At 66.7% G+C, this 14334-nt stretch carries 14 protein-coding genes and 1 pseudogene; 6 read left to right on the forward strand and 9 right to left on the reverse strand.

Going from position 1 to position 14334, the window contains the following annotated elements; translation table 11 throughout:
* Positions 1-269: 269 nt before the first annotated feature.
* Entirely contained in the window at positions 270-476 is a 207-nt protein-coding gene (locus ACPEH1_RS02650) for a hypothetical protein (RefSeq protein WP_313217795.1), read from the reverse strand.
* A gap of 151 nt (positions 477-627) precedes the next feature.
* On the opposite strand from ACPEH1_RS02650, the gene ACPEH1_RS02655 reads away from it, so the two are divergent.
* The 5 genes and pseudogenes from ACPEH1_RS02655 to ACPEH1_RS02675 all read left to right on the forward strand — a co-directional run bounded on the left by ACPEH1_RS02655 (position 628) and on the right by ACPEH1_RS02675 (position 3997).
* Positions 628-1095, forward strand: coding sequence for a hypothetical protein (locus tag ACPEH1_RS02655; protein WP_423715184.1), 468 nt, complete (start codon positions 628-630; stop codon positions 1093-1095).
* A gap of 312 nt (positions 1096-1407) precedes the next feature.
* Positions 1408-1818 (forward strand): g-type lysozyme inhibitor, encoded by a 411-nt coding sequence (locus ACPEH1_RS02660; protein ID WP_136005912.1) that lies wholly within the window; start codon positions 1408-1410, stop codon positions 1816-1818.
* Positions 1819-1823: 5 nt separating this feature from the next.
* Positions 1824-2492, forward strand: coding sequence for a hypothetical protein (locus ACPEH1_RS02665; protein WP_153164249.1), 669 nt, complete (start codon positions 1824-1826; stop codon positions 2490-2492).
* Between the two features lie 148 nt (positions 2493-2640).
* Positions 2641-3480, forward strand: a pseudogene (locus ACPEH1_RS02670) (endonuclease/exonuclease/phosphatase family protein); the annotation flags it as partial.
* A gap of 133 nt (positions 3481-3613) precedes the next feature.
* Positions 3614-3997 (forward strand): VOC family protein, encoded by a 384-nt coding sequence (locus ACPEH1_RS02675; protein ID WP_312707008.1) that lies wholly within the window; start codon positions 3614-3616, stop codon positions 3995-3997.
* Between the two features lie 11 nt (positions 3998-4008).
* Here ACPEH1_RS02675 and ACPEH1_RS02680 read toward each other — a convergent pair whose 3' ends face one another.
* The 7 genes from ACPEH1_RS02680 to ACPEH1_RS02710 form a co-directional block, all read right to left on the reverse strand.
* Positions 4009-4275: a hypothetical protein gene (locus ACPEH1_RS02680; protein ID WP_017356106.1), complete on the reverse strand. Its 267-nt coding sequence runs from the start codon at positions 4273-4275 to the stop codon at positions 4009-4011.
* A 170-nt stretch (positions 4276-4445) separates the two neighbouring features.
* The gene (locus ACPEH1_RS02685; protein WP_017356105.1) at positions 4446-5876 is read right to left on the reverse strand and encodes an efflux transporter outer membrane subunit; all 1431 of its coding nucleotides are present in this window, start codon (positions 5874-5876) and stop codon (positions 4446-4448) included.
* A complete protein-coding gene (locus tag ACPEH1_RS02690; protein WP_017356104.1) occupies positions 5870-6607 on the reverse strand; it encodes an SDR family oxidoreductase in 738 nt (245 codons plus the stop codon). Before ACPEH1_RS02690 ends, ACPEH1_RS02685 begins: the two co-directional genes overlap by 7 nt.
* 25 nt (positions 6608-6632) lie before the next feature.
* On the reverse strand, positions 6633-9803 hold the full coding sequence (locus ACPEH1_RS02695) for an efflux RND transporter permease subunit (protein ID WP_017356103.1): 3171 nt from the start codon (positions 9801-9803) through the stop codon (positions 6633-6635).
* Between the two features lie 161 nt (positions 9804-9964).
* The gene (locus tag ACPEH1_RS02700) at positions 9965-11185 is read right to left on the reverse strand and encodes an efflux RND transporter periplasmic adaptor subunit (RefSeq protein WP_017356102.1); all 1221 of its coding nucleotides are present in this window, start codon (positions 11183-11185) and stop codon (positions 9965-9967) included.
* Positions 11186-11272: 87 nt separating this feature from the next.
* On the reverse strand, positions 11273-12046 hold the full coding sequence (locus tag ACPEH1_RS02705; protein WP_423715185.1) for an SDR family NAD(P)-dependent oxidoreductase: 774 nt from the start codon (positions 12044-12046) through the stop codon (positions 11273-11275).
* Positions 12043-12270, reverse strand: coding sequence for a hypothetical protein (locus ACPEH1_RS02710; RefSeq protein WP_017356100.1), 228 nt, complete (start codon positions 12268-12270; stop codon positions 12043-12045). The genes ACPEH1_RS02705 and ACPEH1_RS02710 overlap by 4 nt, the downstream gene beginning before the upstream one ends.
* Positions 12271-12409: 139 nt before the next feature.
* Here ACPEH1_RS02710 and ACPEH1_RS02715 point away from each other — a divergent pair, with 139 nt between their 5' ends.
* Positions 12410-13432, forward strand: a complete 1023-nt coding sequence (locus tag ACPEH1_RS02715) for a LysR family transcriptional regulator (RefSeq protein WP_017356099.1) — start codon at positions 12410-12412, stop codon at positions 13430-13432.
* 120 nt (positions 13433-13552) lie between these two features.
* Here the strand turns inward: ACPEH1_RS02715 and ACPEH1_RS02720 are convergent, their stop codons facing one another.
* On the reverse strand, positions 13553-14248 hold the full coding sequence (locus ACPEH1_RS02720) for an OmpA family protein (protein WP_017356098.1): 696 nt from the start codon (positions 14246-14248) through the stop codon (positions 13553-13555).
* Between the last annotated feature and the right edge of the window lie 86 nt (positions 14249-14334).

Raw genomic sequence — 14334 nt, forward strand, 5'->3', positions numbered from 1 at the left:
GCCACAGAAAGCCGGAATCCCTCATCAAACAAGGGGTTCCGGCTTTTTTGTTGTCCGGGGTGGTACGTTGCACCCCATGAGATGCTTGGGGGTATATCCAAAGGGTGTCCGCCCTACCCCAAAACCCGATACCCCTATGCCGCTGAGCGACGCTGCCCTATGTACTGTGGGGTATTGGCCTTCCATCTGGTCCAGGATGAGAGCCGTCCCGTTGAGATGCGCTCCAGGTCCGGCAGTGCGTTGTGAAACGCTTGCCGACCCAAATCTTCCTATTGCGCTTCGGTGAGTGCCAGAGATTTGCCCCACTCATTCACACCGTCGGCAAAGTTCATCAGCAGCTTGCCGGAGCCATGCGTCTGCACGAACATCCTGCCTGGACCATGCGGCATCCGGCGCAGCGGCACCTCATGGACTTGAAGAGTAAGCGTGTCGAGTTGAAGGAGATCGCTCATCGCATCGCAACGACGCTCATTCATCGAGAACAGGCCGCCATGCGTACCCTATGGCGGCGGCCTGCCCGCGCGGAACGACGGGGGCTGCAGAGGCGCTCACGAAAGTTCTGGACCGTAGCACCCGGCCGACCCTGGCGACATCGATCTCCGCCGGATCCCCCACCTGTTGGAGTAAATGGTTGTGATCAGCGAGCTTGCGCGTATCCGGGCAGACGGCAGGGTCATCGATGCACGCATGACCCTGGACCGGATGATCGGCTTGGGCTGGGAACCCAGCAAGGTCATTGAGGTGTGCTGGCGCTGGGAAGGTGAGCTGCTGCGCCTTGCAAACCACCTCGGGCTTCTGGTCATGGTTGCTCCCGATCGCCAGCACCTGGCTGTCTTGTGGAACCACGATGCCGAAGGGCTCGACGCGACGCTGTATGTCGTCGCCGGCGACAAGCGGAAGTTCACCAGGGTGCCGGGCGAACTCATGATCAACGGCAACGCCGAGGCGGTCACCTATCTATGGTTCGAGCACCCGGCGCATGCGTCGCCGGGTACCTTCATCTGCATCTGCAGCCGCAGGCGCGACCACGCAAACTACCGGGTGGACATCGACGCCGTGACCGCCAGCGTCCTGTCGGTTCAGCCATGCAGGTGAACGACGCGGGGCCCCCGTTACGTGGTGCAGCACGTGGGATGCGGTGGCCTGCACCCACACGTTGATCTGATCCGCGCGGGCAGGTTCGTGCTGGACAACTGTATCAATCGCCGCGCTAGGCCTTGTCCTGCGGCGTATCGCAGCGGATGTCGATTACGGAGAATGCGGCTTTGTTCATTGCCAGCCTCAAGGCTGGGGGCTGGGCTGTGCCCTGCATGACCGCCATCACCGGCCAGTCGTTGCAGCATCTCCACAGCCCGTTGATGCCCCACCCATGATGCTGGTGCGGCCTGCCACCTGCCCGGAACCGCCATGACCGCCCTTCGCCTGCTCGCCCTCGCCACTCTGCTTGCCGCCGCCCCGCTGTCCGCGCAGCCCACTTCCGCGCCCACCGCCACGCCCATCCATTTCGCCAAGGGCGCCAGCAGCGCCACGTTGAAGGGACGGTTCACAGGGCGCGACGATGCGCGCTACGCGCTGGTCGCCAAGGCTGGGCAGACCATGACCGTATCGATCGCCGGCAGCAGCAATGCCAACTTCAATGTGTTCGCGCCCGGCAAACAGCCCGGCAGCGCCGAAGCCCTGGGCCAGGGCAGTGTCGGCATGCCCTGGCGCGGCGCCCTGCCCGCCAGCGGCAGCTACACGGTACAGGTCTACCAGATGCGTGCGTCGGGGCGTCGGGGTGAGACAGTGCCGTTCACGCTGACCGTCGGCGTGCGCTGACGCCGATGGACTTCCTCAAGCTCCTGCGGTCGCTTGAAGAATTCCTGTACGAGCTGTGCACCTGGTTTCTGTTCTTTCCGCGCACCCTGTATCGGGTGGTCGTGCATCCGCGCCGGATGGCGCAGTACGTCAACACCGAGCTGACGCAGAAGCTGGACCGGCAGTTCGACGATGCGATCAGCCCGCCGATGTTCCTGATGCTGTCAGTGCTGGTGGCGCACGGGGTGGAGCTGATGATGCACCAGCAGATCGTGGGGACCGGGGTACTGTCGCGCTCAGTGTTCGGCAATGAGGAAAGCCTGCTGCTGTACCGCTCGATCACCTTCGCGATCTGGCCCCTGGTAACCACCACGCATCTGCTGCGGCGCAAGCAGTTGCCGATGACCCGCGAGTCGCTGCGCCGTCCGTTCTTCATGCAGTGCTATCTGACCGCACCGTTCGCGGTGGCCCTGTCCACCAGCATGGTATTCGTGCGATTGCCTGGCGCGCTGTCGACCACGCTCGGCGTCACCGTCGGCGTGATCGCCGCGCTCTGGTATGTGGCGGTGCAGGCCGTGTGGCTGAAGGTGGCGCTGCAGCGCTCCTGGGTGAACACGATCCTGTCCACCGCGTGGGTGCTGGTGCTGGGCTCGCTGATCAACATCACGATCGGGATGGTCCTGCTCTCCAATTGAGCGCATCGGCGGTGGGCGGCGATACGGCGCAGAGGCCATGCGCGCTGTCCGGGTCGGTTCGCCCGCGATCCGCCATGTCCCGCATAGCCTTTCTCCCTGCTTCCATGCGACCCTTTGAGAACGTTTTCATGGAATGGAGGGATTCCACATGCTGTCTCGTTTCCGTCGGCCCGCGCTGCTGGCGCTGATGATGGTCGCCGCCCCGCTGGGCACTGCCTGGGCGCAGGCCCCGGCCGCGTTGAAGGTCATGTCGTTCAACGTCCGTACGCCTGCCGATACCGACCCGGGCAAGCGCTGGGAGGACCGTCGCGATGCGATGGTCACGCTGATCCGCGAGCAGAAGCCCGAGGTGATCGGTACGCAGGAACTGGTGCGGAAACAGGGCGAGTATCTGGTCGCACACCTGCCGGGCTACGCGCTGTTCGGCAAGGACCGCCGCGGCGGCAACGGCGACGAACACATGGGCGTGCTGTACGACACGGCGCGCCTGAAGGTGCTGGAATCCGGCGACTTCTGGCTGTCCGATACCCCGGATGTGCCGGGCAGCATCACCTGGGGCAACCTGTTCCCGCGCATGGTGACCTGGGCGCTGTTCCAGCGGCAGGCCGACGGCCAGCGCTTCTATCTGTTCAACACCCACCTGCCCTACCGCGATGAGGATGAGCCGCGCCGGGTGCTCGGCGCGAAGCTGATCGTTTCGCGGCTGGCGTCGCTGCCCAAGGACATCCCGGTGGTGGTCACCGGCGATTTCAACAGCGAGCCCGGCAGCGACACCTACAAGACGTTCACCGCCGCACTCGGCGACGCACGCAGACTCGCCGGCAAGGTCGATGGCCCGCGCCTGACTTTCCACGACTTCACCGGCAAGCCGACGGTGGAGCTGGACTGGATCCTGGTGCGCGGCTTCACCGTGGACCGCTTCAGCACGCTGGACCAGACGCCCGGCGGCGTGCTGCCCTCGGACCACTACCCGGTGCAGGCGGAGCTGCGTGCTGCCGCGCCCACCCTGCCGCGGGCAGGTAACGCCCCCGCCGGACGGCCCACGGGCGGTCCAGCGGCATCACATCGCGTCGATGGCGACGGTGCGATAGAGGTCCCCATTCTCCAACGAGGACAGGACCATGCCCCATCGCAGCCGTCTGGCCGGATTCATCATCGATTGCCAGGACAGCCCTGCCGATGACGCCGCCGCCTTCTGGGCGGCGGCGCTGGGCTACCGCGCCGCCCCCGCCCGTGCCGAGGACGGCGCGGAGTATGCCGACCTGGAAGGGGCACCGGCCGGTCTGAATGTCGAGGTACAGCGGGTAACGCACGCCTCGCGCGTGCATCTGGACATCGAAAGCGACGACATCGATGCCGAAGCCGAGCGCCTGGAGAAACTGGGCGCGCGCCGCATCGGTTTCGTCAAACGCTGGTGGGTGATGGAAGCGCCAACCGGGCATCGGTTCTGCATCGTGCGCATGCGCGGCGATGATGGACGGGCGCCGGCCACCGTGTGGCCCTGAGGCCCTGAGGCTCAGCGGCGCTGCAGGCTGCGCTCGATCAGGCGATGCAGTGCGTGGTGCTGGTTGCGTGCCTGGTAGATGCGCGCACCGATGGCCAGGAAGACGCCCGTGCCGAGCAGCCCCATGTCCAGCAGCGCGTCGTTCATGCGGATGAACGCCACGGCCACCACCAGGGCACCCACCACCAGCAGGACCACCACACCCAGAGACAGCCCGGCGTCGGCAAGGCCGGGATCGCCATAGGCCAGTTGTAAGAAGGACGGTTTCGGCTGCGGCATGTCGGCGACTCCTGAAGGGTTACCGGCTTGTAGCACCGGCGCCCCCACGGCGGGCAGAGGCAATGCCGTCATCTGTCGCCATCGGCACGCCCGCTACGCAAGATCACGGCATATTCCTACGCCCGACAACGGCCGGGAGCCCATCGGGGCTCCCGGTCGTCGTGGTCTTCTCAGCGGTTCGACGGGACCACTGCCACGGCCGCGCTTGCCTGCTGCTGACCCCACCCGCCCAGCGCCTTGTACACACCGACGACGCTGACGTTGACCGTGGATTCGGCCTCGGCGAGCGCGTCATCGGCTGCCAGCTGGGTGCGCTGCGCGTCGAGCAGGGTCAGGAAGTCCTCGGACCCTTCGCGGTAGCGGATCTGCGCGAGCTGCTCGGCACGCCGCGCGGCCTGCGCCTGCTCGGCGACGATCGACAACCGCGCCTGCTGCTTGGCGTAGCGGGTCAACGCGTTCTCGGTGTCTTCCAGCGCCAGCAGCACCGCCTTCTCGTACTCGGCGGCGGCGCCGTCGGCTTGGGCCTTGCTGGCCCGCAGACGGGCCTTGACCGTGCCGAAGTCGAACGCGGCCCAGCTGATCGACGGCGTCACCGACCATGCCTTGTTGCTGCCGTTGACCAGGCCGCTGGCATCGCCGGACAGGAAGCCGACGAAGCCGCTCAGGCTGATCCGCGGGAACAGGTCGGCGGTGGCCACGCCGACACGCGCCGTCGCTGCGGCGAGCCGACGTTCGGCCACGCGCACGTCGGCACGCTGACGCAGCAGATCGGTGGTATCGCCGAGCGGCAATGCCTTGGCATACGCCGGCACCTCGCGCGGCTGCAGCACGCTGTCCAGTGCATCCGGGCGCTGACCCAGCAGCACCGCCAGACGGTGGCGCGACTGCACCTCGGCCACTTCCAGCAGCGGGATGTCTGCTTCGATCGCCTTCAGGCGCGCCCGGCTGCTCTGCACGTCCAGCTCGCTGCCCGCGCCGAGTTCCCAGCGGGTTTCGGTCAGCTTCTGGGTGTCACGCAGGTTGACCAGGGTGCGCTTGGCCACGTCGATGCGCTTCTGGGTACCGCGCAGTTCGAAGTAGTTGCGCGCCACCTCGGCGGCCACGGTGACCTGCGCATCGGCGAGGTTGTCCTGCTCGGCGCCGAGATCGGCGCGCGCCGCTTCGGCGGCCCGCCGCTGGCGGCCGAACAGGTCCAGCTCCCAGCCGGCGTCGAAGCCGAGCTGGTAGGTCTCGCTGAAGACCCGCTCGCCACCCACGGTGGCGTCGGGCTGCTTGCGGCGGTCATAGCTGCCACCGCTGGTCACGTGCGGCAGCTGGTCCAGGCGTTGTTCGACGAACACGGCACGGGCCTCGCGGACCCGCGACATCGCGATGCGCAGGTCCAGGTTGGCACCCAGTGCGTCATGCACCAGCTGCTCCAGCACCGGATCGTCGAACTGCGCCCACCAGCTGGCGACCGGGGAGGTGGCGCTGAACACCGGCGCGGCGGCCCCCTGCAGGGTCACCGGCTCGGCCGGTGGCGCCTTGTAGTTCGGGCCGACGCTGACGCAGCCGGCCAGCAGCGCGCTGGTCACGGCCGCGGTCAACAGGCGGATCACCACGGCAGCACCTCGCCCAGGTAGGTGAAGCTGCCGTTGGGACCATCTGCACCGATCAGCGCCATGCCGACGCTGGAGCGCGCACCTTCGCTGATCTCGATCTCGCCCTCGCCACCGTTCATGTCGGTTTTGACATAGCCCGGGTGCACGGTGTTGACCTTGGTGGTGCTGTCGCGCAGCTCGTAGGCCAGCTGCACGGTCCAGGCGTTCACCGCGCTCTTGGACGCGTTGTAGGCCGGCACCGCGAAGCCATAGATCGGCGAGCCCGGCTGGCTGTGCAGGGTCAGCGAGCCGAGGATGCTCGAAACGTTGACGATGCGGCCTGCCGGCGACGCGTTGATCAGCGGCAGGAACGCCTGGGTGACGGCGATGACCGCAAAGACGTTGGTGTCGAAGGTTTCGCGCCAGGTCTGCAGGGTCTGCGCCGACGGCGCCAGTTTGATGTCGTCGAGCAGGATGCCGGCGTTATTGACCAGGATGTCCAGGCGGCCGTGACGCTCGGTCACGGTCTGCACCGCCGCGGCGATGCTGGCGGCATCGCCGACGTCGAGCTGGATCGCTTCGACCGGCAGGCCTTCGGCCTGCAGCTTGAGCGCCTCGGCCACGGCGACGTCGCGCTTGCGCCCGGCCAGCAGCGTGTGCACGCCGGCCTGGGCCAGTTGACGGACGGTTTCCAGACCGATGCCGCGGGTGGCACCGGTGACCAGGGCGATCTGTTGGGTAGCGGTATTCATGTGAACAACCTCGCGGGGTAGGGAATCAATGGTGGAGAGTGGGTTCGCCGTGGGTCACCAGCTTGCCGCCGCCGTTGCGGCTGACGAACTTGCGCAGGGCCACGTAGAACACCGGGGTCAGGAACAGGCCGAACAGGGTCACGCCCAGCATGCCGGCAAACACGGTGATGCCGGTTACCGAGCGTACCTCCGCACCGGCACCGTGCGAGAGCACCAGCGGGATGGTGCCGGCGATGAAGGCGATGGACGTCATCACGATCGGGCGCAGTCGCAGGCGGCAGGCTTCCAGCGCGGCTTCCACGATGCCCTTGCCGCCCATCTCCAGCTCCCGGGCGAACTCGACGATCAGGATCGCGTTCTTGCACGCCAGGCCCATCAGCACCACCAGGCCAACCTGCACGAACACGTTGTTGTCGCCGCCGGTCAGCCACACGCCGAACAACGCGGACAACAGGGTCATCGGCACGATCAGGATCACAGCCAGCGGCAGCGACCAGCTCTCATACAGCGCGGCCAGCACGAGGAACGCCAGCAGGATCGCCACCGGGAACACGATGAAGGCGGCCTTGCCCTGCGTGGCCTGCTGGTAGCTCAGGTCGGTCCACTCGGTGGTCATGCCCACCGGCAGGACCTGCCCGGCGATTTCGGTCAGCTTGTTCATCGCCTCGGCCGAAGACAGCATCCGCGGGTCGGCTTCGCCGGCCAGGTCGGCAGCCGGATAGCCGTTGAAGCGCAGCACCGGGTCCGGGCCGAAGGTCTGCTTGACCGTCACCATCGAACCGATCGGCACCATCTCGCCACGGTCATTGCGGGTACGCAGCTTGCCGATGTCTTCCACGCTGTCACGGAACTGGCCGTCGGCCTGGGCGATCACCTGCCAGGTACGACCGAACTGGTTGAAGTCGTTGACGTAGGAGGAACCAAGGTAGGTCTGCAGCGTGTCGAACAGCTGGGTCAGCTGCACGCCCTGGGCCTTGGCCTTGACGCGGTCCACCTCGGCATCCAGCTGCGGCACGTTGGCCTGGTAGCTGGTGATCGGGAAGGCCATGCCCGGCGTCTGCGCCACCGCACCCTGCATCGCCTGCACGGCGTTCTGCAGCGCGCCATAGCCCAGGTTGCCACGGTCCTCGATGAACATCTGGTAGCCGTTGCCGTTGCCCAGCCCGAGGATCGGCGGCGGCATCATCGCGAAGGCGAAGCCTTCCTGCAGCCCGGCGATCTTCTGGTTGATCTCGGCGTTGATCTCCGCGGCAGTGCGTCCGTGGCGCTCATTGAAGGGCTTGAGCGGAATGAACGCCACGCCGGTATTGGGCGTATTGGTGAACTGCAGCGCGTTCAGGCCCGGGAACGAAATGGTGTGGGCCACGCCGTCGGTTTCCTGGGCGATCTTGGCGACCTTGCGCAGCATTTCATCAGTACGCGCGATCGAGGAACCTTCCGGCAGCTTCACACCGGCGATCAGGTACAGCTTGTCCTGGGTCGGGATGAAGCCCGGCGGCACCAGCTTGAAGATGAAGCCGGTACCCACCAGCAGTACCGCGTACACCACGAACACTGCGCCACGACGGCCGAGGATCTTGGACACGCCACGCTCGTACTTTTCAGAGCTGGACTTGAAGAAGCGGTTGAACGGACGGAACACCCACCCGAACAGGCGGTCGATCAGACGGCTCGGGCCATCCTTGGGCGCACCGTGCGGCTTGAGCAGGCGCGCGGCCAGGGCCGGCGACAGGGTCAGCGAGTTGATCGCGGAGATCACCGTGGAGATGGCGATGGTGACGGCGAACTGCTTGTAGAACTGGCCGGTCACGCCGGACAGGAAGGCCATCGGCACGAACACCGCACACAGCACCAGCGCGATCGCGATGATCGGGCCGGACACTTCCTTCATCGCCTGATGCGCCGCTGCGGTGGGCGACAGGCCCTCCTCGATGTTGCGCTCGACGTTCTCCACCACCACGATCGCGTCATCGACCACGATGCCGATCGCCAACACCAGGCCGAACAGGCTCAGCGTATTGATCGAGAAGCCAAGCACGTACAGTGCGGCAAACGTACCCACGATCGACACCGGCACCGCGATCAACGGAATGATCGAGGCGCGCCAGGTCTGCAGGAACAGGATCACCACCAGCACCACCAGCGCGATGGCTTCCAGCAGGGTCGAAACCACCGCCTTGATCGAATCGCGCACGAAGATGGTGGTGTCGTACACCGCTTCGTACTTCACGTCGGCCGGGAAGGCCTTCTGCATTTCATCCATCGTGCCGATCACGGCATCACGGATCTCCAGCGCGTTGGCACCGGGGGCCTGGAAGATACCGATGCCCACGGCGTTCTTGCCGTCCAGCTGCGAGCGCAGGGTGTAATCGCCCGCCCCCAGCTCGACGCGGGCCACGTCCGACAGGCGCACCACTTCGCCATCGGCGCCGCTCTTGAGCACGATGTCACCGAACTCCTGCTCGCTGCGCAGGCGGCCCTGGGCATTGATCAGGGTCAGGAACTGGCTGTTGGGCATCGGCTCGGCGCCCAGCTGGCCGGCCGAGACCTGCACGTTCTGCTCGCGCATCGCGCCGACCACATCCGACGCGGTCAGGCCGCGCGCGGCAACCTTGTCCGGGTCCAGCCAGGCGCGCATGGCGTAGTCGCCACCGCCGAAGATCTGCGCATCGCCGACGCCGGGAATCCGGGCCAGCGCGTCCTTGACGTGCAGGCGGGCGTAGTTGCGCAGGTACAGGGTGTCGTACTTGCCATTGGGCGAAGTCAGGTGCACGACCATCAGGAACGTCGGCGACTGCTTCTGGGTGGTGACACCCTGCCGGCGTACGTCCTCGGGCAGGCGTGCCTGCGCCTGGGCGACGCGGTTCTGCACCTTCACCGCCGCCTCGTCCGGGTCGGTACCCGGGCGGAAGGTGACGGTCATCTGCAGCACACCGTCCGAGCCGGCCACCGACTTGAGGTACATCATGCCCTCGACGCCGTTGATGGCCTCTTCGAGCGGGGTGGCGACGGTTTCAGCGATCACCTTCGGGTTCGCACCCGGGTAGACGGTGCGCACCACGACCGACGGCGGCACCACTTCGGGGTACTCGCCGATCGGCAGCATCGGTATGGAGATCAGGCCGGCGGCGAAGATCACGATCGACAACACCGCCGCGAAAATCGGCCTGTCGATGAAGAAACGGGAAAAGTCCATTGGTGGATTCCTGGGTGTTCACCAACGCCGGCATGCAGGGCCCCGGCCGCTGTCGAAGGCGACAGCGGTGGCGGGGTGCCCCTGCATGGGGCGATGGCAGAAACGGCAGAGCCGAGGGTGGGTCGGCTGCTATGTGGAGACGATGGTCAGCCGGCGGCGCTTCACTTCAGTGCGGTGGCCTGTGCAACCGCCGGGGAAGCCGCCGGCGCGGCAACCGGCTGCATCGCAACCGCCTTGGCCTGCACCGGCATGCCGGGCATGAAGACCTTCTGCACGCCGTCGATGATCACGCGGTCGCCGGCCTTGAGACCCTGCTCGACAATGCGCAGCCCATCGGCGGTGCGGCCGAGCTGGATGTCATGGCGCTGCGCCTTGCCGTCCTTGTCGACCACGTACACGTACTTGCGGTCCTGGTCGGTCAGCACGGCCTTCTCATCGATCAGCATGGCCTGGAACTGGCCGCTGCCGAGCAGCTGCACGCGGGCGAACAGGCCCGGGGTGAAGGCACGGTCTGCGTTGTCCAGCAGCGCGCGGACACGGATGGTGCCGGTGCTGCGGGTGACCTGGTTGTCGAGGAAGTCGACCTTGCCGCTGTGCGGATAGCCCTCCTCACCCGACAGACCGACCCGGACCGGCAGTTCGCTGTCGCGCTCGCTGGGGCGTTCGCCGTTGCGGGCCATCTGCGCATAGCGCAGGAAGGTGCCTTCATCGGCGTCGAAGTAGACAAACACCTTGTCCAGCGAGACCAGCGTGGTCAGCACGCTGGCGCTGTCGCCGGCGGTGACCAGGTTGCCGGCAGTGACCATCGCACGGCCGGCACGGCCATTGATCGGCGCACGCACCTGGGTGAATTCGACATTGAGGCGCGCCGCATCCACGGCCGCCTGCGCGGCCTGCACCTGCGCCTGCGCCTGTTCGGCGGTGGCACGGCGCTGTTCCCAGGTTTCGGTGGAGATGGCCTGCTGGTCGGACAGGCGGCGGGCGCGCTCGGCTTCGCTGCGGCTGACCTGCGCCTGGGTACGCGCACGGGCCAGTTCGGCGTCAGCGCGGGCCAGTTCGGCGCGGTAGCTGCGCGCGTCGATGGTGAAGAGCACGTCGCCCTTCTTTACTTCCTGGCCTTCGACATAGTTGACCTTGTCGATGTAGCCGGAAACGCGCGGGCGCAACTCCACGCTTTCAACCGCTTCGACACGGCCACTGAAGTCATCCCATTGGCTGACCTGCTTGACCAGCACGGGCGCGGCACTGACCGACGGCGGCGGCGGGCCGGCGGTTTCGGCGTGGCCACCACTGCAACCGACAATCACCGCCAGGGCCAAAGCGGTCACAGTCCCGAGCGCGAGGCGCCGGGCAAGGTTCTTCGAAGAGGGGGAGTGCGTCATGACGATGTCCTGGGGGTGGTGACGATAGGAAAACAGAGGTGTTCAAAAACGGGGTGCGGCATCCTGCGACCTCAACTTATGTTCAGGTCAAGCCATATCCAGCGAGTTGCGCCACGGCACGGCGGGCGCATCGATGCGCAGCAGTCCCTTGGGCAGCGCGGCATCGGTGCTGTCGCAGCGGAGGAACGGGCGCATGTCGCGGCAACCATCCAGCACCGACACCACACGGCGGCCAACGGCCAGCGCGCTCGGCCATTCCACGCAGGCGTTGGCGGCATTGCCTGGCGTGCACACCGGATGAGTGACTTCCAGCATCTGCGCGCGTACGCCGACGCCCTGCGCTTCCTCGTGCAGGACCTGCACGAACATGCGGATGGCGGCGGACGACACCGAGGCATCGCCGTGACCGGACCACGGGCGCAGCCCACACGGGCTGCCAATGACCACATAACGCGCACCCGGCACGCGCTGCGCAAGCAGCGGCACCAGGTGATGGGCGGCGTTGACGTGCGGGACCAGGTCGCGCTCGATGCGCTCCATCAGCCACGACGAGGGCTGGTCGATCAACCGGCCCCGCCGCAGCGGTGCCCCGAGGCTGGCCACGACCGCGGCAAGCGGGCGCGGGCGCGCAGCGATGCGTTCGGCAAGCGTGCGCGCCGAAGCGTCGTCGGCCACCGAACCCAGCAGCGTCTCCAGCGCCGGCTCATCAGCGAACTGGTCGCGCAGCGCAGCCAGGCGACCCGGATCACGGCCGACCACCAGCACCGGACTGCCCGCTTCGAGCAGGGCCGCCACGATGCCCTGGCCGACGTTGCCGGTGCCGCCAAGCACCAGCACCTCGGGAGCCAATATCCCATTCATGGGACTTTCACTCCCGTCGCCGGGATAATCCCAATTCGGCCCAGTCGGTCGCCCGCACGGGGGGCCAGTCGGAAGGCACCGCCGCGCTGCAGGTTGGCAGGCGGGGTGAATTCACGGAAGGCCTTGTGGGAGAAGGCGCCGGGGCGCTTTTCAACGGTCATCGCCAGGTCCAGCGGGGCTTTGCGGCCGCTGAGCACGCGGCCAAGAATGTTCCGCAACCACATGGTTGTCGTCCTGCATAACGGGAATGGCGCCACGATAGACCCCAAACTCCCACTTGATTAGTCCGGATTAAAGGGAATAATCGTCCCGTCCCCGGCACAATCCGCCGGACGTCCCCTCCCCCGACAACGGACCTCCGTCATGGCCCACGATCTCAACGACACGCTGATCTTCGTCAAAGTGGTCGAGCAAGGCAGTTTCATCGCCGCCGCCACCGCCTTGGGCCTGCCCAAGACCACGGTCAGCCGCAAAGTACAGGAACTGGAAACGCGCCTCGGCGCGCGCCTGCTGCACCGGACCACGCGTCGCCTCGGTCTCACCGAGGCCGGCTCGGTGTACCACGAGCATTGCCAACGCATCGCGCGCGAGCTGGAAGAAGCCGAAGGCGCGGTCAGCCAGCTGCAGTCCGGCCCCCGCGGCTGGTTGCGCTTCACCGTGCCCTACTCGATCGGCATTACGTGGATCGCACCGCTGCTCGGGCAGTTCCACGCGCAGTACCCGGAAATCCAGCTGGACATGCACCTGGGCAACGAGAAGCTCGACCTGATCGCCGGGGAAGCCGACCTGGCGCTGCGCGTGGGCACCCTGCCCGACTCCAATCTGGTGGCGCGCAAGCTGGGCAGCCTGCGAACGCAGGTGTTTGCCAGCCCGGCCTACATCGAGCGCTACGGCGAGCCGCTGCATCCCGATGAGCTGCAGTTCCACCGCATCCTGGCGATGCGCAAGGCGCGCAACCTCAACAACAACCGGTTCTTCTGGCAGTTGGGCGAGAACGGTGGCGAGCTGCGCGATTTCCCGGTCAATCCGCTGCTGGTGGCCAACGATCCGTCGGCACTGAACGGTGCGCTGGTGTGCGGCGAAGGCCTGCTGCTGACCGGCGATGTGATGGCCAAGCCGTTCGTGGAATCGGGCATGGTGCGCCGCGTGTTGGCCGGCTGGACCGGTCCCGAAGTGGATTTCAACGCGGTATTCGCCGGTGGCCGGCTGGTCTCGCCGAAGGTGCGCGCGTTCGTGGACTTCCTGGTCGAGAAGCTCAACTTCGACGCCAACTACATGCTGGCGCAGTGCCCGGCGGCCAAGCTGGCCAAGCAGCAGCAGACCCAGGCAGAAGCCGAGCTGCAGGAAACCGGCAAACGCATCCTGGAGACCGTGACCGCCAATTGAGGTCGGGCGACGGCAGGTCCCGCCACCGGTCTCCACCTGCGGAAATGCCGCCCTTTCGGGCGGCATTTCGGTGTTGCAGCACCATCGCCGGTGCGCGGCGATGAAGCGCGTCCGGGCGCTTTACTGCGTCAGCGGAATCACGCGGATTTCCACGCGGCGGTTCTTCGCGCGGCCGGCATCGGTGCTGTTGTCGGCGATGGGATAGGCCTTGCCCGCACCCAGCGTTTCCATGCGCACGCTCTGCACGCCCTGCGCGGTCAGATAGGAGGCGACCGAGTCGGCGCGCTCCTTGGACAGGCGGTTGTTGACCGCATCGCTGCCGATACTGTCGGTATGGCCGACCACTTCGATCATCGTCTGGTCGTACTCCTTCAGCGTGCTCGCGACGCCGTTGAGGGCGCTGTAGAACTGCGGCTTCAGGGCGGACTTGCCGAAATCGAAGGTGATGCCATCCGGCAGGTTCAGCACGATGTTGTCGCCCTGGCGCTGCACGTCGATGCCAGTATTGGCGGTGCGCTGGCGCAGCGCGGCTTCCTGGCGGTTCTGGTACGCACCAACGCCGGCGCCGGCCAGTGCGCCGATACCGGCACCGACCATCGCATGCTGGCGGCGCTCAGTGGCGCTGTCGCCGGTCAGCAGGCCAGCAGCGACACCGATGGCGGTGCCGATCAGCGCATTGCGGCCGGTACGGCTCTGCTGCTCGGTCGGGTTGCCGTACTGGTCGCTCTGCACGTACGAACCGCCGGTGGCGCAGGCCGACAGGGCGGCGGCAGTCATCAGGGCTAGGGTCGCGTTACGGATTGCAGGTCGGATCATGGTGTTATCTCCTAGGGTGCCGGGCTGGCGGCGTGCGGACGGCATGAAGAATAAACACGCCCGCGCGATGCCGGGATGATGAACGG

The organism is Stenotrophomonas sp. NPDC077421, from assembly GCF_049545505.1.
Lineage (GTDB): Bacteria > Pseudomonadota > Gammaproteobacteria > Xanthomonadales > Xanthomonadaceae > Stenotrophomonas > Stenotrophomonas nematodicola.

What these genes read in the sequence shown, in the direction of transcription:
- ACPEH1_RS02705 (WP_423715185.1), bottom strand. Translation starts at nt 12,046, where the DNA reads ATGAATGGGATATTGGCTCCCGAGGTGCTGGTGCTTGGCGGCACCGGC.
- ACPEH1_RS02715 (WP_017356099.1), top strand. Translation starts at nt 12,410, where the DNA reads ATGGCCCACGATCTCAACGACACGCTGATCTTCGTCAAAGTGGTCGAG.
- ACPEH1_RS02680 (WP_017356106.1), bottom strand. Translation starts at nt 4,275, where the DNA reads ATGCCGCAGCCGAAACCGTCCTTCTTACAACTGGCCTATGGCGATCCC.
- ACPEH1_RS02660 (WP_136005912.1), top strand. Translation starts at nt 1,408, where the DNA reads ATGACCGCCCTTCGCCTGCTCGCCCTCGCCACTCTGCTTGCCGCCGCC.
- ACPEH1_RS02700 (WP_017356102.1), bottom strand. Translation starts at nt 11,185, where the DNA reads ATGACGCACTCCCCCTCTTCGAAGAACCTTGCCCGGCGCCTCGCGCTC.
- ACPEH1_RS02690 (WP_017356104.1), bottom strand. Translation starts at nt 6,607, where the DNA reads ATGAATACCGCTACCCAACAGATCGCCCTGGTCACCGGTGCCACCCGC.
- ACPEH1_RS02655 (WP_423715184.1), top strand. Translation starts at nt 628, where the DNA reads ATGGTTGTGATCAGCGAGCTTGCGCGTATCCGGGCAGACGGCAGGGTC.
- ACPEH1_RS02650 (WP_313217795.1), bottom strand. Translation starts at nt 476, where the DNA reads ATGAATGAGCGTCGTTGCGATGCGATGAGCGATCTCCTTCAACTCGAC.
- ACPEH1_RS02710 (WP_017356100.1), bottom strand. Translation starts at nt 12,270, where the DNA reads ATGTGGTTGCGGAACATTCTTGGCCGCGTGCTCAGCGGCCGCAAAGCC.
- ACPEH1_RS02665 (WP_153164249.1), top strand. Translation starts at nt 1,824, where the DNA reads ATGGACTTCCTCAAGCTCCTGCGGTCGCTTGAAGAATTCCTGTACGAG.
- ACPEH1_RS02695 (WP_017356103.1), bottom strand. Translation starts at nt 9,803, where the DNA reads ATGGACTTTTCCCGTTTCTTCATCGACAGGCCGATTTTCGCGGCGGTG.
- ACPEH1_RS02675 (WP_312707008.1), top strand. Translation starts at nt 3,614, where the DNA reads ATGCCCCATCGCAGCCGTCTGGCCGGATTCATCATCGATTGCCAGGAC.
- ACPEH1_RS02720 (WP_017356098.1), bottom strand. Translation starts at nt 14,248, where the DNA reads ATGATCCGACCTGCAATCCGTAACGCGACCCTAGCCCTGATGACTGCC.